Annotated in this window: 23 protein-coding genes and 1 pseudogene; 18 read left to right on the forward strand and 6 right to left on the reverse strand. The window is 42.4% G+C overall.

The annotated features are described in order from the left end of the window. The first annotated feature begins 4 nt into the window (after positions 1-4). From frlD to ETP43_RS07300, 3 genes are all read left to right on the forward strand, one after another. The gene (gene frlD / locus ETP43_RS07290) at positions 5-799 is read left to right on the forward strand and encodes a fructoselysine 6-kinase (protein WP_129257550.1); all 795 of its coding nucleotides are present in this window, start codon (positions 5-7) and stop codon (positions 797-799) included. A gap of 60 nt (positions 800-859) precedes the next feature. Beyond that, positions 860-1924 carry an SIS domain-containing protein gene (locus ETP43_RS07295; RefSeq protein ID WP_129257551.1) on the forward strand — a complete coding sequence of 355 codons (1065 nt, stop codon included), beginning with the start codon at positions 860-862 and terminating at the stop codon, positions 1922-1924. 236 nt (positions 1925-2160) lie between these two features. Beyond that, positions 2161-2895 carry a GNAT family N-acetyltransferase gene (locus tag ETP43_RS07300; protein WP_118619370.1) on the forward strand — a complete coding sequence of 245 codons (735 nt, stop codon included), beginning with the start codon at positions 2161-2163 and terminating at the stop codon, positions 2893-2895. A gap of 239 nt (positions 2896-3134) precedes the next feature. Here the strand turns inward: ETP43_RS07300 and ETP43_RS07305 are convergent, their stop codons facing one another. Further along, complete coding sequence (locus ETP43_RS07305) at positions 3135-4709, reverse strand: carboxylesterase/lipase family protein (protein ID WP_129257552.1); 1575 nt, start codon at positions 4707-4709, stop codon at positions 3135-3137. A gap of 596 nt (positions 4710-5305) precedes the next feature. Here ETP43_RS07305 and ETP43_RS07310 point away from each other — a divergent pair. The 9 genes from ETP43_RS07310 (at position 5306) to ETP43_RS07350 (ending at position 13218) form a co-directional block, all read left to right on the forward strand. Further along, entirely contained in the window at positions 5306-5779 is a 474-nt protein-coding gene (locus tag ETP43_RS07310; protein WP_129257553.1) for a DUF2284 domain-containing protein, read from the forward strand. 141 nt (positions 5780-5920) lie between these two features. After that, the gene (locus ETP43_RS07315) at positions 5921-6505 is read left to right on the forward strand and encodes a hypothetical protein (RefSeq protein ID WP_129257554.1); all 585 of its coding nucleotides are present in this window, start codon (positions 5921-5923) and stop codon (positions 6503-6505) included. A 96-nt stretch (positions 6506-6601) separates the two neighbouring features. Further along, on the forward strand, positions 6602-7282 hold the full coding sequence (locus ETP43_RS07320) for a response regulator transcription factor (RefSeq protein WP_106493293.1): 681 nt from the start codon (positions 6602-6604) through the stop codon (positions 7280-7282). Further along, positions 7279-8763, forward strand: coding sequence for a HAMP domain-containing sensor histidine kinase (locus ETP43_RS07325; RefSeq protein WP_129257555.1), 1485 nt, complete (start codon positions 7279-7281; stop codon positions 8761-8763). The genes ETP43_RS07320 and ETP43_RS07325 overlap by 4 nt, the downstream gene beginning before the upstream one ends. A gap of 129 nt (positions 8764-8892) precedes the next feature. Then, positions 8893-9747 (forward strand): FKBP-type peptidyl-prolyl cis-trans isomerase, encoded by an 855-nt coding sequence (locus ETP43_RS07330; RefSeq protein ID WP_129257556.1) that lies wholly within the window; start codon positions 8893-8895, stop codon positions 9745-9747. A gap of 217 nt (positions 9748-9964) precedes the next feature. Beyond that, the gene (locus tag ETP43_RS07335) at positions 9965-11824 is read left to right on the forward strand and encodes an AAA family ATPase (RefSeq protein WP_129257557.1); all 1860 of its coding nucleotides are present in this window, start codon (positions 9965-9967) and stop codon (positions 11822-11824) included. A 16-nt stretch (positions 11825-11840) separates the two neighbouring features. Beyond that, complete coding sequence (locus tag ETP43_RS07340) at positions 11841-12278, forward strand: YunG family protein (RefSeq protein ID WP_117526076.1); 438 nt, start codon at positions 11841-11843, stop codon at positions 12276-12278. A gap of 12 nt (positions 12279-12290) precedes the next feature. Further along, on the forward strand, positions 12291-12830 hold the full coding sequence (locus ETP43_RS07345; RefSeq protein WP_129257558.1) for a histidine phosphatase family protein: 540 nt from the start codon (positions 12291-12293) through the stop codon (positions 12828-12830). A gap of 25 nt (positions 12831-12855) precedes the next feature. Then, the gene (locus ETP43_RS07350; protein ID WP_129257559.1) at positions 12856-13218 is read left to right on the forward strand and encodes a YccF domain-containing protein; all 363 of its coding nucleotides are present in this window, start codon (positions 12856-12858) and stop codon (positions 13216-13218) included. Positions 13219-13296: 78 nt separating this feature from the next. Here the strand turns inward: ETP43_RS07350 and ETP43_RS18400 are convergent. Beyond that, positions 13297-13476, reverse strand: a pseudogene (locus ETP43_RS18400) (DUF6783 domain-containing protein); the annotation flags it as partial. On the opposite strand from ETP43_RS18400, the gene ETP43_RS18405 reads away from it, so the two are divergent. Beyond that, positions 13414-13584 (forward strand): DUF6783 domain-containing protein, encoded by a 171-nt coding sequence (locus tag ETP43_RS18405; protein ID WP_334295489.1) that lies wholly within the window; start codon positions 13414-13416, stop codon positions 13582-13584. The pseudogene ETP43_RS18400 and the gene ETP43_RS18405 overlap by 63 nt on opposite strands. A gap of 130 nt (positions 13585-13714) precedes the next feature. Beyond that, the gene (locus tag ETP43_RS07365; protein ID WP_129257561.1) at positions 13715-14596 is read left to right on the forward strand and encodes a sensor histidine kinase; all 882 of its coding nucleotides are present in this window, start codon (positions 13715-13717) and stop codon (positions 14594-14596) included. 2 nt (positions 14597-14598) lie between these two features. Here ETP43_RS07365 and ETP43_RS07370 read toward each other — a convergent pair whose 3' ends face one another. The 3 genes from ETP43_RS07370 to ETP43_RS07380 all read right to left on the reverse strand — a co-directional run bounded on the left by ETP43_RS07370 (position 14599) and on the right by ETP43_RS07380 (position 16728). Beyond that, positions 14599-15045: a hypothetical protein gene (locus ETP43_RS07370; RefSeq protein WP_129257562.1), complete on the reverse strand. Its 447-nt coding sequence runs from the start codon at positions 15043-15045 to the stop codon at positions 14599-14601. Beyond that, a complete protein-coding gene (locus ETP43_RS07375; RefSeq protein ID WP_129257563.1) occupies positions 15042-15794 on the reverse strand; it encodes a zinc-ribbon domain-containing protein in 753 nt (250 codons plus the stop codon). The genes ETP43_RS07370 and ETP43_RS07375 overlap by 4 nt, the downstream gene beginning before the upstream one ends. A 154-nt stretch (positions 15795-15948) precedes the next feature. Beyond that, a complete protein-coding gene (locus tag ETP43_RS07380; protein WP_164979637.1) occupies positions 15949-16728 on the reverse strand; it encodes a zinc ribbon domain-containing protein in 780 nt (259 codons plus the stop codon). A gap of 198 nt (positions 16729-16926) precedes the next feature. Here ETP43_RS07380 and ilvN point away from each other — a divergent pair, with 198 nt between their 5' ends. From ilvN to ETP43_RS07395, 4 genes are all read left to right on the forward strand, one after another. Then, positions 16927-17427 (forward strand): acetolactate synthase small subunit, encoded by a 501-nt coding sequence (ilvN, locus tag ETP43_RS07385; RefSeq protein WP_022171618.1) that lies wholly within the window; start codon positions 16927-16929, stop codon positions 17425-17427. 122 nt (positions 17428-17549) lie between these two features. After that, the gene (gene ilvC / locus ETP43_RS07390; RefSeq protein WP_129257565.1) at positions 17550-18572 is read left to right on the forward strand and encodes a ketol-acid reductoisomerase; all 1023 of its coding nucleotides are present in this window, start codon (positions 17550-17552) and stop codon (positions 18570-18572) included. Between the two features lie 172 nt (positions 18573-18744). Beyond that, on the forward strand, positions 18745-18882 hold the full coding sequence (locus ETP43_RS17355; RefSeq protein WP_207668915.1) for a hypothetical protein: 138 nt from the start codon (positions 18745-18747) through the stop codon (positions 18880-18882). 65 nt (positions 18883-18947) lie between these two features. Beyond that, complete coding sequence (locus ETP43_RS07395; protein ID WP_243114330.1) at positions 18948-19745, forward strand: DUF362 domain-containing protein; 798 nt, start codon at positions 18948-18950, stop codon at positions 19743-19745. Between the two features lie 152 nt (positions 19746-19897). Here ETP43_RS07395 and ETP43_RS07400 read toward each other — a convergent pair whose 3' ends face one another. Beyond that, positions 19898-20566 carry a restriction endonuclease gene (locus tag ETP43_RS07400; RefSeq protein ID WP_129257566.1) on the reverse strand — a complete coding sequence of 223 codons (669 nt, stop codon included), beginning with the start codon at positions 20564-20566 and terminating at the stop codon, positions 19898-19900. Positions 20567-20720: the final 154 nt, after the last annotated feature.

A 20720-nucleotide genomic window follows, 5' to 3' on the forward strand; every position in this document is an offset into this window, starting at 1 on the left:
AGTAATGAAATTAGCAGCAGTCGGAAGTAATTGTATTGACTATTATAATAATCTGGAAGGGGGAAAAGCATTTCCCGGAGGTGGTCCGGTGAACATGGCTGTATATACAGTTCGCCTTGGGGGTGAAGCAGCGTATATCGGTCCGGTTGGCAACGATTCATACGGAGAGCTTATGATCGATGCCATGAAAAAGAAAGGTGTTGATACTTCTCATCTGCGAGTGGAAGAGGGGAAGACAGCTGTCTCACAGGTTGAGCTTGTGGATGGCGAAAGAATCTTTGGAGATTATGAGGAAGGAGTGTTGGAAACCTACGTACTCAGTGATGAAGATATGGATTTTATCCGAAAGTTTGATGTAGTGATCTGCGACGTATGGGGAAAAGTGGAAGGACAGTTCAAGGAACTGAAAGAACGAGGTATTACTACTGCCTTTGACTGTGCTACATATCTGGAGAGTAATGCAAGCGAGAAGGCTATTCCATACACGGATTATTTATTCTACTCAACAGATGAAAATGATAATCTACAATTGAGAGAACAAATGAAGAAAATTCATGAAAAAGGGCCCAAATATGTGATCTGCATGATGGGTACTGCCGGAAGTATGTGTTATGACGGAAAAGATTTTCACAGATTTGGAATTATTCCATGTGAAGAAGTTGTAGACAGCATGGGAGCCGGAGACAGCTATATCGCAGGTTTCTTAAAGGGAATGACAGAAGGAAAATCTGTCGAAGCAGCGATGGAAATAGGTGCAACGAATGCCACAGAAACATTAAAATACTTTGGTGCCTGGTGATTTTCCCAAAACGGCACAGAAAACTATAACCTGAAAAATATGGATAAGGAGATTTGAAAAATGAAGTATACAGCAGGATCATGGAAAGAAACAGACGGAGCCTGTCTTCGTAATTTTAACGAACAGGCACAGATTGACAGCGTCAATGGAGCACTGGCTTTAAGACCTCAGATTGAAGCAATCATTGACCAGATCTGGGAAGAGGGATTTGATGGTATCTATTTTATTGGTATTGGAGGAACCTATGCATCCGGTATGCAGGTGGAAGTCTACATGCGGGGGCGGTCAAAACTTCCGGTATATGTTGAAAATGCAGCAGAATTTCTCACGACCGGAAATAAAAGATTTACAGAAAAATCTGTAGTTATCTATTCTTCCGTTTCAGGGAATACCAAGGAAATGGTTCAGCTGGTTGACCGGGTTCACGAGATTGGCGCGAGAGTCTTCGCATTTATTGATACACCGAACAGTATTCTTACACAACCGGACAAACAGGATTATCTGATCCTCTATCCTATGAATGAACAGTTAAAATTTTATATGACAGCAAACTATCTGATGTATAAAAATGGGGAGTTCGACGAATACGATCGCTACAATAAAGAAATGGAAACTTACCTTGCAGATGCATTGGTTCAGGTTGAAAAGGATTCGGATGAATGGGCTTATGAATATGCAAAGAATAAGGTGGCATTTCTGAAGGAGCATAAAGACCTTCCACATTACTTTATAGGTTCCGGCAACCAGTATGGTGCAACCTATTCTTATGCAATGTGCTATTGGGAAGAACAGATGTGGATCCGTACCAAATCCATCAGCTGCCAGGAATTTTTCCATGGAATGCAGGAGATCATTGTGGATGATACACCAGTCACCTTATTTATGGGAGAAGATGAGCAGAGACCTCTTGCAGAACGTGTGGCAAGATTTCTGCCTCGCGTAAATGGAAATTATACAATCATTGATACAAAAGAATTCGAATTAAAGGGAATCAGCCCGGAATACAGAGGAACTATCTCTCATCTTGTGATGCACGGCGTAAACAATCGTGTGGATGCATACATGGAACTGTTTTTAAGACATCCGCTTTCTATTCGGAGATATTATCGACAGTTTGAATATTAAGAATGATAGTAACTATTCAGTAGCCATTATCCCGCGAGGTGTTTTGGCATAAATATGCCAAAATCCCGAGACATACAAGCAAAAATGCCATCACCGAAGGTGATTTTAAATGCATTTTTGCTCGTAACTGTGAAGTTACTGAACAGTTACGAATGATAATTATTAAGAACGTAAGCAAGGAGTTGATTAGAATATCAGCAGACCACTTATCTATCGTATAATAAGGAAAATAGAAAATGAACGAAATATTGGCAAAGCAGTTAGCAATTGATTTTTGCACGGATGTAAATTCAATCCTGAGCAAAGAGAATGTCTTCACGGAATATAAGCAACTAGAGGGTCGCAGAATCTTTAAAGAAGGAGAATGTTATTTTAAGGCCGCGTCTGTGAATGGTAAAATTGTTGCATCCGGGCGAAAAGATATTATTCAATGGGCAAGGGAAAAGTTCAAGACGGAAAATGGTGCATGGTTTATGGATATGGGATGTCTTCATGAATTGGAAGAAGGTCTCCTGAGATTTCAATGCCGAATCGGACAGGCGCATCCTTTTTATATTGCCACAAAGAAATCGGATGTTAATACAAAAGATTATGATATAAAAATATATGAGGGAGACGAACTGGAGCAGTTTCGAGGCGATGAGCGTTTTGGAGAAGCCTTTATTTTTGACGGATTACCAAAAGATGAAATAGGCATTGGTGCGTATAAGGACGGAAGGCTTTTAGGAATGGCTGGGGCAACCAGCGACAGTGATAGGATGTGGCAGATCGGGATTAATGTCATGCCTGAGGCAGAAGGACTTGGAATAGGCACGATGCTTGTTGCTGCCATTAAAAACGAGATTTTAGACAAAAATAGATTGCCTTTTTATGGTACAGCAATGTCTCACATTGCGTCACAAAGAGTTGCCCTGGGAGCAGGATTTGTTCCTGCATGGTCAGAATTGTATTGCGAAGCAATCGAACGTTAAATGAGAGGTTCATCGTTGCAAATGATATGTCATTAAAATCATATCTGATCTTGCTATTGGTTATATGTTTCAGCAGAGGTAGATATCGTAAAAAATCCAGAATGAAATCAGAAGTTACTACTTCGAATTTCATTCTGGATTTATAATTGTTTGGTATCTTCATGCATACGACTTAAAACACTTAATGGATAGTGGATACTGAACAGTTATGTGGATTGTATTTTTATTACAGCTTCTTATCAATGGATAAAGAAAGCGTCAGTTTCCTCATTTTCCACAACAGGAGTCATCGGGTTGAACTCCGTTTCCGAAAGTTTCTTTACCAGCTTGTGATCAAAGTTGTGACGGACTTCGCAGGTCTTGTCGAAAATCATGGTTGCCTCGTCACCCGGGGTAGATGCCGGCCACTTCGGGAGAGATGGAGTTTCCGGACTGCCATATCGGGCAAAATTGATCCAGGCAGTGGTCATGCGTTCCTGGAGACGGTCGGTTTCACCTGGGACGTTGCAGACAGCCACTCGGTCGATGTTGTGGAATACGAATGGAATCTCAGCACAGTGCCATGCGGCTTTTCCCCCGTCAATCGGGAACTCATAAGTAAACTGGTAGGAATAGGTAGGTGCTTCAGAAAACTCTGATTTCTGGCGAATGAATTCGATGGTTGCCGGACGAAAGAAAGTGTCCACTGACCACAGGTCGGCAATTGATTTGTCCGGATATGCCTTCTCAAACAGAGAGATCAACTCCGGTGTTGCATCGGCATATTTTCTTGTCAGAAATGTGATAAGTTCCTCACGGTTCATATCATGCTTTCCGGGCACAACGGGACCAAAATCGAACTCACCGATATTAGATCCCACAATCACCGGAATCGTTTTGGCATGATCAGTAAATCCACATTTGATTGGATTCCCGAGGAACCAGTCGTTTTCCAGGGGGCCCTGTCCGATATAGCATCCCTTTGCAGCCACCTTCTTTTCTACGTTATTATAGGCGTTTGCCAGTTCATAATAAGGAATCGTCTCCAGCTTTTCTATCTCAGATGCATCCAGCTTCAACTCTTCTAAAAGGGCTTTCACGATCTCGGTGCCGTCCCCGTCCTCTTTCTGATAAATACATGCCTCATAAACACCGCTTTCAATGATACCCTTCTGAAACAGACCATCTGCTGCAGGAGTATTCATAAGGGTTGCCACCTTCATGCCGCCACCGGACTGACCGAAAATCGTGACATTTTCCGGGTCTCCGCCAAAGTTGGCAATATTGTCATGGATCCACTCCAATGCAGCCACCATGTCAGCGTTTCCGGCATTAGCAGAATTCTTATATTTTTCACTGAATGGAGAGAGATCCAGATAGCCGAGAATATTCAGACGATGATTCACGGAAACCACAACCACATCACCGAACTCACTTAAGTGATCGCCCTCATAGGCTACATGTTCAATGGATGACCCGGCACTGAAACCGCCTCCGTGAAGCCACACCATTACAGGCTTTTTCGCATCCGGATCAAGACTTTGGGTCCAGATGTTCAGATTTTGACAATGTTCGTTCTGGGGCCAGTAACGGTGGGGCACCAGAACCTCCATGTTAGGCTCATCCTGCTTTAACAACGGACATACATAGCCATAAGACAATGCGTCTTTGATTCCTGTCCACGGTTTTATCGGTTGAGGCATCTGGAAACGGTCAGCCTCAGCGTAATGGATTCCGTGGAATGTATATGTGGTGTTTATGCGGAAACCGCGGATCTTTCCAGCCTTTGTTTCCACTATTGGATCTGTTTTACTGCATACAAAATAATTTCCCATCTTGGAAGTAACCTCCTTCTGTTACAAGTAGTATTGCATTGGTGTTATTACGTGTTGCTTCATTTGTCACACACTTTCCCTTAATAAAATATTTTACCAGAAATAGTTCTACAATTCCATGCATTATTTAAAATTTTCGTAACTGTTCAGTATCTTCACAGTTACGAGCCAAAATGCATTTAAACGATAAAAACACGCTTTGCGAGTTTTTATCGTTATCGCGGCACTCCTCAAGGTTCCGTGCAAGCACGGACTTTGACTCGTTGCTCGCGTAAATCACCTTCGGTGATGGCATTTTGGCTTGTATGTTTCGGGATTTTGACATATTCATGTCAAAACACCTCGCGGGACAGTGGCTACTGAATAGTTACAAATTTTCACTATATTTCTTTCTGAATATAATGATATGTCAGGCCGGCACATCGTTTCGTAAATAACAGTATCCTGCGTGTATGGTATAGTTATTTATGAAACGCTGTACTAGGGGTACGAAATAGTGATATACTATCTTTGGTGATATATGACATTTATAAACCGATTGATATTAAAAATGAAAGATCAAAGGATAACGTTTAGATTATGGAGGGATACAAAACATGAATCTTGTGAAAGAAGCAATAGATCTGGGATTTTCAAATGCTGCCGTTATGGATACAAAGCAACTGGTTTTTGTGCCGGAATATCGAATCTTTTGTGAAGAAAACAGGTGCGGCTGTTATAATATAAATCCTGCATGTCCACCGAGTTGTGGAACGGCAGAAGAAATGAAACAGCGTGCATTTCGTTATAAGAATACTTTGGTACTGCAGACCACGTTGGAAGATAGCCGGGATCCGGCTCGATATAAGAAAGACAAGCTTCGACATAATATAATGACAGAAAAGCTTGCCGGAAAGATGGAAGAAGAGGGGATAAAAGATATTTTAATTATGACTGCCGGACCATATAAACACAATTCATGTATGTCGGCATACTGTGTGGATGCGCAGAAAATGGCAGATGCCGCAGGGATGCTGTGCTGGGAGAATGATGGAATGTTGAGGTATTTCTCGCAGATTCTTTATTCGTAACTGTGAAGGTACTGAGTAATTATGAATTCTATTGTTTGGTGTCAATACAGAACTGCTGATCGAGCATGCCTGGTGATATTTGACAGGAGTTTGAAAAAAAGAGTATAATACACGAAAATAAAAACAAAAGGGGAGAGAAGAATGGATTATTTGTCCGGAATTAATCAATTTACACAGGTGGCGGCACAGTTATCTGTATTACTCTTGATTGTCCGTGTTGCTTTTGGGGCTCTGAATTGTTTTATGGGGTATCGGATGTTGAAGTTCTGGATTTCAGTCTGTGGCTTTTTTCTGGGGACCGGAATAGGTATGACCGCTGTGTATGTTCTGCAGTTGTCCGGAAATGTAAAATGGATTCTGCCACTGGCAGCAGGGGGCATAACTGCGGTTCTGGGATATGAGGTGTACCTTGTAGGTGCATTTTTTCTGGGATGGGTTCTCACAACTTATGGAATATTAATGGTGGTCCGTCAGCTGGATATAGAACCCAAAATGGAAATATTGCTTTTGGCAGCAGGAACACTTTTTGGTGTTCTTGTGGGGATCCTGGTAGTAAAATATGCCCGCCCATGTATTATCTGGCTGATGGCTGTCAGTGGCGGTATGAGTATAGCAACCGGTGTCTGCGGGATCCTGCAGAAAGATTCAGGGATTCTGATGCTGCTTATTATGGCTGTCTGTGTCCCGGCGGGAGTACTTTTTCAGTTTAAGACCACACATAAGTAAAAGAGAGATTAAAAAACACAAAAGCTACATATTTTTTGTATATACTGAGCACATAAAACGTGATAGCAGATCACATGGTTATGAGGAGGAACAGGAATGGGAAAACTGAAGATTCTGGTTGTGGATGACGAGAGCAGAATGCGGAAACTGGTAAAAGATTTCCTGATGAAAAAAGATTTTGATGTGCTGGAAGCCGGTGACGGAGAACAGGCGGTAGATATATTTTTTGAAGAGAAAGACATTGCTTTGATTATTCTGGATGTCATGATGCCAAAGATGGACGGATGGCAGGTATGTCGTGAGATTCGCGCACACTCCAGGGTTCCGATCATTATGCTGACAGCAAAAAGTGATGAACGGGATGAGCTGATGGGCTTCGACCTGGGAGTGGATGAGTATATTTCCAAACCCTTCAGTCCAAAGATTCTGGTTGCCAGAGTAGAGGCAATCCTTCGAAGATCCGGTCACGGAGAACAGGAAGATGTGCTGGCATGCGGCGGTATTGAACTGAACAAAACAGCACATATGGTCAGCGTGGACGGGAAAAATATCGAACTGAGTTTCAAGGAGTTTGAACTGCTGACCTACTTTATGGAAAATCAGGGAATTGCATTATCCAGAGAAAAAATCCTGAATCATGTATGGAATTATGATTATTTCGGAGATGCCCGAACGATTGATACCCATGTAAAAAAACTGCGAAGCAAAATGGGAGATAAAGGAGATTATATCAAAACAATCTGGGGCATGGGATATAAGTTCGAGGTAGACCAATGAAAAAATCAAAATCCATACGCTGGCAGATAACAGGAGCATTTCTTGGCTTTCTGGTACTCGCTCTGGGATTGATCATTTTTTTGAATATGACATTCATGGAGCAGTATTATCTGGAGAATAAAAAAGAAATATTGAAAACCAGTTATGAAACGATAGCCAAAGAATACGACGCGGTGGATAAGACAGACACATTAAAGTTTGCATCTACCAATAACCTGTCGTTTGTTATCATTGACTGGAATGGATCTGAACCGGAAGGTTACAGCAATCTGCGGGACAGTGAATCAAAAAAACTTGCAGCAAAATTATTCGGATATATTTATAATTTTGAGCCCAAGGGCGATAAGATCATTGAGAAAACAAATAATTATACGATTCAGTTTAACAGGGATGCCAGTCTGAACATGGAATTTCTGGAAATCTGGGGTACGCTGGATGACGGTGTGAATTTTATTGTACGATCACCGATAGAAAGCATTCAGAAAAGTATTGCATTATCCAATCGATTTTATCTGATGGTGGCGTTAGGTGTGTGTGTGATCGGTGCTGCATTTATCGCTTTTCTGGCAAAACGTCTGACAAAACCGCTGACGGAACTTACAGAGATCTCCAGACGAATGGCGAATCTGGACTTTGATGTAAAATATACCAGTGGCGGAGAAGATGAGATCGGTGTGCTGGGACACAATTTTAATCAGATGTCAGAAACCCTGGAACAGACGATTTCGGAACTGAAGACGGCAAATAATGAACTGCAGAAAGACATTGAAAAAAAAGAAGAAATTGATGAGATGCGAAAAGAATTTCTGTCGAATGTTTCCCATGAGCTGAAAACGCCGATCGCATTGATTCAGGGGTATGCAGAAGGTCTGCAGGATAATATTAACGATGATGAAGAAAGCCGTCAGTTCTATTGTGATGTGATTATAGATGAAGCGGGAAAGATGAACCAGATGGTGAAGAAACTGCTGACACTGAATCAGCTGGAATTTGGTAATGATCAGGTGAATATGGAACGTTTTGATCTGACATCTCTGATACAGGGAGTGATCCAGTCTTCCCAGATTCTGGCACAGCAGGCTGAAGTTGAGATTATGTTCCACCAGACAGAACCTCTGCATGTGTGGGGAGATGAATTCAAGGTGGAAGAGGTCATCACAAACTATGTCACCAATGCGATTCATTATGCTAAAAATGAAAGGAAAATAGATATCCGATGTACCCAGGAGAATGGTGTGATCCGCACCTCGGTTTTCAATACCGGAGATGCGATTCCGGAAGAAGAACTGGATAAGATCTGGATCAAATTTTATAAAGTAGACAAAGCAAGGACGAGAGAGTACGGCGGAAGTGGTATCGGTCTGTCTATCGTAAAAGCGATCATGGAGTCTATGAATCAGCAGTGTGGTGTGAAAAATTATGATAATGGAGTGGAATTCTGGTTTACACTGGATACTACATTGTCAGGAAATCAGGAATAAAAACTCGAAAACGTGTTTTTAAGACAGGCGTAGTAACAAAAGTTATTTATTTCTTTGTCATTTCAGTGGCAAATGTGTTATACTTAACAAAGCGCTGTAAAAGAAAAATACGTAGGAGGATTTTTACAAATGAAAATAGCGGTAACATATGAAAATGGAAAGGTATTTCAGCACTTTGGAAAGACAGAAACATTTAAAGTATATGAAGTGGAAGAGGGAAAAGTAATTTCCAGTGAAGTGATCGGTTCCAACGGAGAAGGTCACGGAGCTCTTGCCGGAGTGTTAGAAGGTCAGGGAGTTGATGTACTGATCTGCGGAGGTCTTGGTGGTGGCGCACAGGCAGCACTGGCAGAGGCGGGAATCGAAGTATGTTCCGGAGCAGAAGGTGATGCTGATCAGGCAGTGGAAGCATACCTGAAAGGAGAACTGATATCTACCGGCGTAAATTGTGATCATCATCATGAAGAAGAGGAAGGACATTCCTGCGGATCGAACTGTGGCGACGGCGGATGCAGCGGCTGCGGTGGTGGCTGCGGAAGTCATCAGCCGTCATTTGAAGGACCAAATGTAGGAAAAATCTGCCGGACACATTACAGAGGAACATTTAACGATGGTTCTCAGTTCGACAGCTCCTATGACCGTGGCGAACCACTGGAATTTACCTGCGGTGCCGGACAGATGATCCTTGGTTTTGATAAAGCAGTAGCCACAATGAAAGTCGGTGAGAAGGTTACCGTTCATCTGATGCCGGAAGAAGCTTATGGCATGTCGGATCCAAATGCGATTTTTACTGTGGAGATCGCCCAGCTTCCAGGTTCCGAAGACCTTACCGTGGGACAGCAGGTGTATCTCTCCAACCAGTACGGTCAGCCATTCCCGGTGAAGGTAAATGCGAAAGATGAAAAGACGATTACATTTGACGCAAACCATGAGATGGCTGGAAAAGAACTGAACTTTGAGATTGAACTGGTGGAAGTGAAATAATCATTTAAGAGAAATCAGTAAAAAGCAATCATTGGATAGAAAATACAAGTGATATCTGATGGTTGCTTTTTTTGTACGGAAAAGCATGATCTGTAAAAAGAAAAATATCAGTAGCAGATGATAAATTTCGGAAAGATATCAAAAATAATTGATAACATGTTATCTTTGGAATATAATAAAGAAAACACACGATGCAAAAGAACGGAGGTGAATAAATATGAAGAACTGTAAAGAAATGGCTGCACGCTGGAACGTTACAGAACGTACCATAAGCGCGTTCTGTAAGGCGGGTAAGATTCCCGGTGCTGTAAAAATTGGGAAAAGCTGGCAGATTCCGGATGACGCACAAAAACCGGCAGATGGAAGAGTACAGTCCGGTAAATATATAAAACGGACATCGAATGAATATAAACCACTTCCAATCGGGATTTCTGATTATATCCGGGCGCAGGCAGAGTATTATTATGTAGATAAAACAATGATGATCAAAGAATTTCTGGATCAGAAACCCCTGGTATCTTTATTTACCAGACCGAGACGATTTGGAAAAACACTGAATATGGATATGCTCAGAGTATTTTTTGAAATATCCGATGAGGATACCTGCAGATTTTTTACAGATAAAAAGATCTGGAAATGCGGAGAAAGCTATCGGTCTCATCAGGGGAAATATCCGGTTATCTTCCTTACCTTTAAAGATGTAAAATTTACTTCCTGGGAAGCAACAAGAGACAAGATTCGAAGCCTGTTACAGGAAGAATATGGAAGGCATGAAAATATTCTTTCCGGAGACAGACTCGCGGAATATGAAAAAGAGTATTTTATAAGAATTCTGGATGGAACAGCGTCAGAAGTTGATCTGAGCAGTGCTCTGGAAAAACTGTCAAAGATGCTGACGGAATATTACGGAACCGCACCGATTATTATTATCGACGAATACGATACGCCGATTCAGGAAGGGTATTCGCAGAACTTCTATCAGGAAATCATTGGATTTATGAGAAACTTTTTTTCCGGAGCATTCAAAGATAACCGCTATCTTTCCTATGGATTCCTTACCGGGATTCTGCGGATTGCCCAGGAGAGCATTTTCAGTGGGTTGAATAATCTGACGGTGAATTCGGTACTGGATGAAGAATATGATGAATATTTCGGATTTACGGATGCAGAAGTACGTGAGATGCTGCAATATTATGGTGCTTTGGGAAAATACCAGGAACTGAAAGAGTGGTATGATGGGTATCTTTTTGGAAAAGAAGAGATATACAACCCATGGTCCGTAATTAATTATATTGCAAAAGGATATATCCCACAGGCATACTGGGTAAATACCGGAAAAAATGAAATCCTCGAAGATGTTCTGAAGAATGCAACGGATGATATTACCGAACGCTTGTATGCGCTTTTACAGGGGGAGCGGGTGGTTGCGAAGATTGATCAGAATGTTGTATATCGTTCTCTTTCCGAGGATCCTGCAAATATTTACAGCCTGTTACTGGTAGCCGGTTATCTGAAAGCACCGGGAAAAGAATTGCAGGCAGATGGATCCTGGCTGTGTGAAGTATCCATTCCGAATCGGGAAATTGCAGCTGTTTATAAAAGTGAAATATTATCGCATCTGCTGCAGGTCGGAGCCATCACAAGAACGACGGCGAATAAAATTGCAGAGAGCCTCTACAGCAACGATTCTGACAGAATGCAAAAGGCAATTGCGGAATATCTGGATCGCTCGATCAGTTTTTATGATACCGGAGCAGAAGGATTTTATCATGGACTGGTTCTCGGACTCATCGCATTGATGGATAATCAGTACAGAATAAAATCCAACAGAGAGTCGGGAGACGGAAGATACGATATCAGTTTGATCCCCAGAACAGAAAAACATCCGGGAATTCTGATGGAACTGAAGTGGAAAAACGGTCTGGATGAGAAGATGCTGGAACGTCTTGCCGAAGAAGCACTGCATCAGATGAAAAATAAAAGATATGATACGGAAATGCGGGAAGAAGGCATTGGAAAAATTCTAAAATTCGGAATTGCATTTTCCGGTAAGAAAGTGAAAATTATGACAGAGTAGCAGAGAGGAAACAAGTATGAAATATAGATTTTGGGGATGGGAACACGCAGATGCAAAAGCGATTACAGCCGAATATAAAGGGATCGAGACACCTGTTGATTTATACGATGCATTATCACATGTCTGGTGTGCGGATACCTGTGCGCCGCGGATGAGGCAGAACTGGACAAAAGAAAATATGACACTGGGACAGTGTTCGATCACCGCTTTTCTGGCTCAGGATATCTTCGGCGGTAAAGTGTACGGAATCCTCAGACCGGGTGGAAATTATCACTGCTATAATGTGATCAGAGACTGTAAGTTTGATCTTACCAGTGAGCAGTTCGGCGATGAAGTACTGGACTATGAGGAGAATCCTGAACAGTTTCGGGAAGTGCATTTTGCGAAGGAAGAGAAGCGGATGCGGTACGAGAAGTTGAAAGAAGAATTGAAGAAGTATTGCGAAAGAAACTAGGAGGAATAATAAATGGGACACTTTTACTTCGTCCGTCACGGACAGACCGTGTGGAATGTGGAGAATAAGATCTGCGGCTGTACCGACAGTCCGCTGACCGAATACGGACGCGAACAGGCAAGAAAAACCGGAAGAAAGATTCTTGCGGAAGGGATCCAGGCAGATGAAATTCTCTGTTCTCCGCTCAGTCGTGCAAAAGATACGGCACAGCTGATTTCCGAAATGACAGGAATCCCATGCCGGGTAGAACCGAGACTGATCGAACAAAACTTCGGCAAATGGGAATCTACGCCGCGGGATGGAGAGGACTTTAAGAAAGCGAAGGAATTCTTTGCATGCAGCCATGAGGGAGGAGAATCGACGCTTCGTCTGGCGCAGAGAATCTATAATCTTCTCGATGATATTAAGAAAGAGTCAGAGGAAAAAACATATATTCTGGTTGCACATAACGGAATCGCCAGAGTAGTGCAGTCCTATTTTACGGATATGACGAATGAAGAATACGCTGCATGGGGTGTGAAAAACTGCGCAGTGGTTCGGTATGACTTTTAGCCGATAACATACAAAGGAGAAAAATATGAGATTTTTAGGCAATATCCTGTGGTTTCTTTTCGGAGGTCTGCTGGGAGGACTATCGTGGATCTTTGCAGGCTGTATCTGGTGTATCACCATTGTCGGGATACCTGTTGGGATGCAGTGCTTTAAGTTTGCAACGCTGGCATTCTGGCCGTTTGGTAAAGATGTAGTATATGGAAAAGGTGTGTTTTCGTTTTTGATCAATCTGATCTGGATTGTTTTCTTCGGATGGGAAATGGCGCTCGGTAATTTGATTGTTGGATTGCTGTGGTGCATCACTATTGTTGGAATTCCGTTCGGAAGACAGTTCTTTAAACTGGCACGCCTGTCCCTGATGCCGTTTGGAGCCAGTGTGGTAGGGTAGAAAGAAAAACATCGATTACGCTTATTATAAATAAGATGCAATCGATGTTTTTTGTATACCGTCTTAAACTTTCCATGTTCAATTGTACCATTTTTGCAAAAATGATATAATTGAGTTGATAAATGATAACGATAAAGAATATAATGCGATGTTTCCGTTCCCGCTAGAGCGTGTTTGAAAAAGGCTTTCTGCAAGATGTGCGTCACAGTTTGTGGGAGATTTTTCCTGAATGAGGGCGGCGTAGCGGGCTACGTCAACCGAATGAAGGTAAAATCTCCCGCAAAGTGGGGCGTGCAGATTGCAGGAATGATTTTTCAAACACGCTCTAGAATAAGAAGAATCTACGCATCCCCATGCATCAGATAATCCAGCAGCCCATCACACCCCCGCTCGACATCCGCATACGTCTCGTCAAACCGTCCCGTATACCACGGATTGCGGAGTACTGGTATATACGGTTCCGGGAAGAAATATTTTACAGATCAATAAAGCGGCAATGCGCATCTGTGGATGGAAAAACAAAGAAGATGCAGCCACATATCTGACGAAATACTGGGGAGAGATACGGCTGGAAAACCATGAGGATAAAGAAAAGCTGTTGCTGTTGAGGAAAACAGAAGATTCTGTAAAGTATTATTTTACGATTGGTCCGGGTACGGAGAACGAAAAGAAGGTGCTTGCAGAAAGCAAATCTCTGTTGGGAAGACATGGCGGTATGGTGCTCATCTCTACTTTTGTGGATGTTACGCAGATCATCAATCTACAGACGGACAAGGCAACGCTTACAGATGAAAATACAGAATTGCAGCAGGCGAGAGATGCGGTACAGATGATTCTGAATTCCGGTTCTTATATCTGTACCTATGATCTGGATGGAAAATTGCTGAACATAAAGTTTTCCGATGCCCTGCGAAAATTATATGGTTATACCGATCAGAAAGATGCCCCGGATACCTGGGAGATGTGGCTGCAGGGAGCGCATCCGGATGATCGTGAGTATGTGGCAAAAGCTTTTACAGAAGCACTGGCACAGGAAAAACTGGCAAATGAAGCCAAGACAGCCTTTCTGGCACGGATGTTCCATGATATCCGAACGTCGATGAACGGAATCCAGGGATTGATTGAGATCAATGAAAAACAAGCCGATGATACGGAACTTACAAAGAAAAATCGCAGGAAGGCGAAAATAGCAGCAGATCATCTGCTTTCCCTGATTAATGATGCATTGCAATTAAGTAAACTGGAAGATCCGAATATCGAGCTGTCTTATGAACCGTTTAAAATTCTTGCAATGACCAATGATGTTGTTACGATCATTGGTCATTGCAAGCCGTGCATCTGTCGGTTCGCTTTTAAAATGATGTATCCTGGAAGATAGCATTAATTAGCAGAAGAGTTTCCGGTCTGGAGATCCTCCAGATCCAGCAGTTGATTGATTTTTTCCACATACTCACTGTAATCTCCGGTCTGTGAAGCGTATTGTTCCATCTGCTGCACCTGACGGGAGAGCGGAAGGGTATCGTTATTCAGGAGATATGCCTTATAGAGTGTAGCAGCCTGATAATAATGTGCGACTGCCTGGCAGGCTTTGATATCAGCACTTCGTTTCTTACCGAGAATACAGTCTCTGCAGGTCATATCATACAGTTCCATATAATCCTCCTGTTGCAGCGTGGAGATATAATCTTCTTCTTCCAGATAATAAGAAGAAACGGTCGCGGAATCACGGATCTCAGAGATTCCGGCAGCTACCATCATGAGGCAGGTGAGTGTCAGAATCACAGTAATGATCCCACAGATCAGTTTTAATGGGGAAAAACGTTTCATCGATTCTCAAGCCCCCTTTCCAGATATTCTTTCAGCTTCGTTGTGGAGAGATCCGGGAGCGCATCTGCCTCCTCAGAGGTCAGTCCGGCATAAGCAACCAGAACCGCTTTTGTCTGCGTACGAAGGTCAACCAGAGCAGCATTTGTCTCGTCGGTAAAATATTCTTCTTTGTTATAAGAGTAATTCTCCTCAAGATTAAAGATATCGTGAATGTCCCTTGCCAGTGTTGTGATGGTATGAGAAATCTCATCGTCATCGAAATAGTAATTGGGATAATAGCTGCTGGTATCCACAAGAATCCGGTAAATATCACGATAGGAATCGGATGCACGGATCAGGGCATTGTATTTGTCAAATTCATCCTCGTAGTACAGGGAATTCTGGCTGTAATAAGAAGAAAGTCCGCAGAATTCACCGTTCTGGATATAAGTATCAATATTTTCCTGATGCTCGGTCAGATGGCTGTGGATCTCCTGTTTCTGAAGGGAAGAACCGATCTCCCAGCTTTTGGATACGAAAATATAAGCACCGATATTTAATATGATCAGAACGAAAACAACAGTCAGAGGCACCGTCAACCCGGTAAACCGTCTGGTTTTCTGATAGACATCCGACTGCGTCTGCTGAAATTCCTGCTGATACCGGTCCATATCTTCCTGATGTTTCTGGGCAAATTCATTTGGCAGACCGCAGAAAGGACAGTATTTATCTTCCAGACCGACCTGCGCGCCGCAATGTGGGCATTTCATTTTTTGTTCCTCCTTTTATGAAAATTGGTAACTGTTCAGTACCTTCACAGTTACAAGCAAAAATGCATTTAAAATCACCTTCGGTGATGGCATTTTTGCTCGTATCTCTCGGGATTTTGGCATATTCATGCCAAAACACCTCGCGGAATATTACCTACGGAATAGTTGTGAAAATGTGCTTAGATGTATAATCCTCACATTTTTGATAACTCAGATAACCGTCTTCAAGGCAGTTCTGATACACCTGATCTGCCTCCTCGGAAGACAGATGAAAATGTTCCAGCAACAGAGTTTCTGATTCCTGAATAAAGGTATCCAGTTTGGCAAGTTCTGTCTCGGTCAGGTTATCTTTGCGATACAGAGAAAAATCTTCCCGGGTAAGAACCATTGCGGAATAAAATCCGCCGCTGATATCATATTCATTGTAGCTTCCGTCGGCAATGGCGTCGTTTAAAAGTTTTACGTCCATATATAAAGTATAGTAATTGTAATAATCCATATGTTTCCAGCGATACAAAGCAGTGCTGCCATCGAGATCATACAAACTGTTGATATAGGTATAAACTTCTTCGTCATCCCCGGAAGCATACAGTTCATTTAATTTTGGAAAATATTCTTTTACAAAAGCATTTTCTTCCCGGAGTTCTTTCTTTTCTATATATCGGCTTCCATAAAGAACGGAAACACCGATTGCAAAAAGCAGAAAGAAAATACCGACAATTATGATAATGATCTTTGCGGTAAAGATTCCCTGATGCTTCAGTTCCCTGGTATATTCTTTTGTGGGAAAGGCTTCAAGATTTTGCACATCCTGCTTCAGATGTTCGAGCTTGTGCATGTATTCGGATTCGGCAGCAGAAGGCTGAACCGTACCGCAGTAAGGGCAGGTGACATCGCTGTCTTTCAGTTTGGCGCCGCAGTTGGGACAAAACATAGTTGTGTGGCTCCTTTCGATATTGCTGCATATATTCATAAAAATGTGTATACTTGTTCTATTTCAATCATTATAGCACATAAAAATGCAAAACGGGGGTTGTTTTTTCGTCAATTATGCATTGACAAAGAAGGGCATAGTTGGTAGAATGAAAAACAAAGCTGTTTTACACATTACCAAGAGAAAGTGGGAAAGAATATGAAACAGAGAATTTTATCTATTTTAGTAGATAACACAGCCGGTGTTTTAGGAAGAATCGCCGGTATGTTCAGCCGGAGAGGCTACAATATAGACAGCCTTACAGTAGGTGTAACCGCAGACCCGAGATATTCCCGTATGACGGTTGTCTGCAGCGGAGATGATGATGTCCTCGAGCAGATTACAAAGCAGCTGAACAAACTGGTGGATGTTAGAGATATCAAGATTCTTGAACCGGATGCCAGTGTTATCAGAGAGTTGATTCTTGTAAAAGTGAGAGTATCTCAGGCAAACAGACAGAATGTCACATCTATCGCAGAGATTTTCCGTGCGAAGGTTGTAGATGTGTCCGTCGATTCCATGGTATTGGAACTGACAGGTTCAAAATCAAAACTGGAGGCATTTCTCCAGCTTCTGGCAGATGGTAATGAGATTCTGGAATTGGCAAGAACCGGAGTATCCGGACTGTCACGTGGATCTGATTACGTATTAGTTTTATAAAAACGTGAAACCGGATGAAAAGCCCGGTCAGAAGATACAGCGAAAAGCTGTCAATTACATAGTGTGCTAGAGGGGAAACCCCCTAACAATAGAAAAATATCCATTTTAGGAGGAACAAAAAAATGGCAAACAAAATTTATTACCAGGAAGATTGTAACTTATCTATGCTGGAAGGACAGACAATTGCCGTTATCGGTTACGGTAGCCAGGGACATGCACATGCTCTGAACGCAAAAGAGTCTGGATGTAATGTTATTATTGGTCTGTATGAAGGAAGCAAATCCTGGGCAAAAGCAGAAGCTCAGGGATTTGAAGTATATACAGCTGCAGAAGCAGCTAAAAGAGCTGACATTATCATGATCCTGATCAACGATGAACTGCAGGCTGATATGTACAAAAAAGATATTGAGCCAAACCTGGAAGAAGGTAACATGCTGATGTTCGCACATGGTTTCAACATTCATTTTGGATGCATCAAACCTCCGAAGAACGTTGATGTAACCATGATCGCACCAAAAGCACCTGGACATACTGTAAGAAGTGAATATCAGGCTGGTAAAGGTACTCCTTGTCTGGTAGCTGTAGAACAGGATGCTACAGGAAAAGCTCTGGAAAGAGCACTGGCTTACGGTCTGGCAATCGGTGGAGCAAGAGCCGGTCTTCTGGAGACAACTTTCAGAACAGAAACAGAAACAGACCTGTTCGGTGAGCAGGCAGTTCTGTGTGGTGGTGTATGCGCCCTGATGCAGGCTGGTTTCGAGACTCTGTGTGAAGCAGGTTACGACCCAAGAAACGCTTACTTCGAGTGTATCCATGAAATGAAACTGATCGTAGATCTGATCTACCAGTCAGGTTTCGAAGGAATGAGATATTCTATCTCCAACACTGCTGAGTACGGTGATTACATCACTGGACCGAAGATCGTTACGGCAGAAACAAAGAAAGCTATGAAACAGATCCTGACAGATATCCAGGATGGTTCTTTCGCAAAAGAATTCCTGTTAGACATGTCCCCAGCAGGACGTCAGGTTCACTTCAAAGCTATGCGTAAACTGGCTGCTGAACATCCGTCAGAGAAAGTTGGTAAAGAGATCCGTAAACTGTACAGCTGGAACAACGAAGAGGATAAGCTGATCAACAACTAATTCTCAATCCAGTAATTGTGTAAATACGAGATACCTAAAAGACTCCGGAAAAACTTTTTCCGGGGTCTTTTTCTTTACTTGACTTAAACCCGACTTTAAGTGCTAAACTATGAGTTAGATAACAATAACATATTATGCCCAGACCAAGGAAGCACAGAAGGAGGAAGAAAGCATGAAACATCAGCAGATTGTTCCAGGTGGTGACGGAGCACATTATGTATCGTATGAAAAGAGAACCGGTAACAATCCATCGTATATTTTACAAGAGATCTGTCACCGGAGGGATTACAGAAAATATATAAACGGGTAAGTGGCAATATCAAAGGAAAAGTAGGTATCAAGCTGCATACCGGTGAGAAAAACGGTCCAAATATCATCCCGAGAGAGTGGGTAAAACATCTGGTGCAGGAAGAACTGCCGGATGTATCTATCATCGAGACAAACACTTATTACGAAGGCGACCGTTATACAACAGAAGCACACCGCGAGACACTGAAGGTGAATGGCTGGACATTCTGCCCGGTAGACATCATGGATGAAGAAGGAACCGCCATGCTTCCGGTAAAAGACGGAAAATGGTTCACTGAGATGTCTGTAGGAAATCATATGCTGAATTATGATTCCATGGTAACGCTGACGCATTTCAAAGGTCATACGATGGGTGGATTCGGTGGATCCAATAAAAACATCGGTATCGGCTGCGCAGATGGTCGGATCGGTAAAGCTATGATCCATACCGCAGAAGGTTCTGATAATATGTGGAGTATTGCAGAAGAAGAACTGATGGAGAGAATTGCAGAGTCTACAAAGGCAACCATCGATTTCTTTGGCAAACAGGTGACCTATGTGAACGTTCTTCGCAATATGTCTGTATCCTGTGACTGTGAAGGATGTGCAGCAGCACCGGTTGTAACACCGAATATCGGTATCGTCGCTTCCGTAGATATTCTTGCAGCAGATCAGGCTTCTGTCGATCTTGTATATGCGCTGAAAGAGGAAGACCACAAGGATCTGGTAGAACGTATGGAGACCCGTCACGGTCTTCGCCAGTTAAGCTATATGAAAGAATTGCAGATGGGAAATGACCGCTATATCCTGAGCGATATTGATAACGACGATACACGGATCTGCCCGAAAGAAGCAGTAAAAGATGTCAAACCGTTTGAAGGATAAAAAGTTGTAAGCAGTCAGAATTGCCTGCTGAATGGAAAATTAATATGTAATGAAAAAGCAGTTGCTGTCCGGAAAATCATTCCAACATGGAAACAGATTTTACGGATAACAACTACTTTTTTGTCTATGCAAATAATGAGCCAAAGTATATGCTAATGTCGTTTGTGTCCCACCAGCCAGCAGGCATGTAATACATAAATTACCGTCGGAACCAGAACAACCAGCTGGATATCCGAATAAGCTGCATTGGTGATCGCCGGGAGCAGAACGGTATGGAGTGACAGGTACAGATAGATACCGCCTGCTGCCAGATTACAAAGAACGAATCGCCATCCAAGAAACCCAAAGACAGAAGCCGCTACCAGAAGCGCACCGATCAGAAAATCACCGGGCAGTTGGATGGGAAACATATTTTTATTTTGCATAAGAAATAACAGCAGGATTCCATATAAGAAAAATACAATATTCATCAGGCTCATCAATTTAAAAAGCAGACTGTAATACCGTGTGGTAGGACAGTGATCCCAAAGTTCCACTCCCAGCTTTTCTGCCAGTTCCGTAGCTGCCCGTGTGAAGGTGAGATTGGTCATCACCATCGCCCGGTCGCAGTCGTAAAAATTTGCACCTGCGTAGGCTTCCTGCACGGCTTTATTTCCGACGGGATAGGAATAATATTTGCATTGAATCCCGTATTTTTTTCGATGTTTATGGGCGATGATATCCACGCCCTGATCTCCGGAACTCTGTGTAACCTGAACTCTGGAGAATCCATTTCTTTTTAATATTTCCGCACACTGATATTCAAACTGATATCCATCCATGTGTTACTGTCTCCTGTAATCTATATAAAAAATTAATTTGTAACTGTCCGATTTTAATAAAAACGTACTTGAGTTACTTATATATTTTTCAGCATATCACAGATCAGAAAAAAGAACAAGTGTTCTTGAGAAGAAAAACAGTAAAAATAACAGA

It is taken from the genome of Blautia faecicola (genome assembly GCF_004123145.1).
GTDB classification, from domain to species: domain Bacteria; phylum Bacillota; class Clostridia; order Lachnospirales; family Lachnospiraceae; genus Oliverpabstia; species Oliverpabstia faecicola.

Coding starts and splice junctions, on each gene's coding strand:
- frlD (WP_129257550.1), top strand. CDS start 5: ATGAAATTAGCAGCAGTCGGAAGTAATTGTATTGACTATTATAATAAT.
- ETP43_RS07295 (WP_129257551.1), top strand. CDS start 860: ATGAAGTATACAGCAGGATCATGGAAAGAAACAGACGGAGCCTGTCTT.
- ETP43_RS07300 (WP_118619370.1), top strand. CDS start 2,161: ATGAACGAAATATTGGCAAAGCAGTTAGCAATTGATTTTTGCACGGAT.
- ETP43_RS07305 (WP_129257552.1), bottom strand. CDS start 4,709: ATGGGAAATTATTTTGTATGCAGTAAAACAGATCCAATAGTGGAAACA.
- ETP43_RS07310 (WP_129257553.1), top strand. CDS start 5,306: ATGAATCTTGTGAAAGAAGCAATAGATCTGGGATTTTCAAATGCTGCC.
- ETP43_RS07315 (WP_129257554.1), top strand. CDS start 5,921: ATGGATTATTTGTCCGGAATTAATCAATTTACACAGGTGGCGGCACAG.
- ETP43_RS07320 (WP_106493293.1), top strand. CDS start 6,602: ATGGGAAAACTGAAGATTCTGGTTGTGGATGACGAGAGCAGAATGCGG.
- ETP43_RS07325 (WP_129257555.1), top strand. CDS start 7,279: ATGAAAAAATCAAAATCCATACGCTGGCAGATAACAGGAGCATTTCTT.
- ETP43_RS07330 (WP_129257556.1), top strand. CDS start 8,893: ATGAAAATAGCGGTAACATATGAAAATGGAAAGGTATTTCAGCACTTT.
- ETP43_RS07335 (WP_129257557.1), top strand. CDS start 9,965: ATGAAGAACTGTAAAGAAATGGCTGCACGCTGGAACGTTACAGAACGT.
- ETP43_RS07340 (WP_117526076.1), top strand. CDS start 11,841: ATGAAATATAGATTTTGGGGATGGGAACACGCAGATGCAAAAGCGATT.
- ETP43_RS07345 (WP_129257558.1), top strand. CDS start 12,291: ATGGGACACTTTTACTTCGTCCGTCACGGACAGACCGTGTGGAATGTG.
- ETP43_RS07350 (WP_129257559.1), top strand. CDS start 12,856: ATGAGATTTTTAGGCAATATCCTGTGGTTTCTTTTCGGAGGTCTGCTG.
- ETP43_RS18405 (WP_334295489.1), top strand. CDS start 13,414: ATGTGCGTCACAGTTTGTGGGAGATTTTTCCTGAATGAGGGCGGCGTA.
- ETP43_RS07365 (WP_129257561.1), top strand. CDS start 13,715: ATGCGCATCTGTGGATGGAAAAACAAAGAAGATGCAGCCACATATCTG.
- ETP43_RS07370 (WP_129257562.1), bottom strand. CDS start 15,045: ATGAAACGTTTTTCCCCATTAAAACTGATCTGTGGGATCATTACTGTG.
- ETP43_RS07375 (WP_129257563.1), bottom strand. CDS start 15,794: ATGAAATGCCCACATTGCGGCGCGCAGGTCGGTCTGGAAGATAAATAC.
- ETP43_RS07380 (WP_164979637.1), bottom strand. CDS start 16,728: ATGTTTTGTCCCAACTGCGGCGCCAAACTGAAAGACAGCGATGTCACC.
- ilvN (WP_022171618.1), top strand. CDS start 16,927: ATGAAACAGAGAATTTTATCTATTTTAGTAGATAACACAGCCGGTGTT.
- ilvC (WP_129257565.1), top strand. CDS start 17,550: ATGGCAAACAAAATTTATTACCAGGAAGATTGTAACTTATCTATGCTG.
- ETP43_RS17355 (WP_207668915.1), top strand. CDS start 18,745: ATGAAACATCAGCAGATTGTTCCAGGTGGTGACGGAGCACATTATGTA.
- ETP43_RS07400 (WP_129257566.1), bottom strand. CDS start 20,566: ATGGATGGATATCAGTTTGAATATCAGTGTGCGGAAATATTAAAAAGA.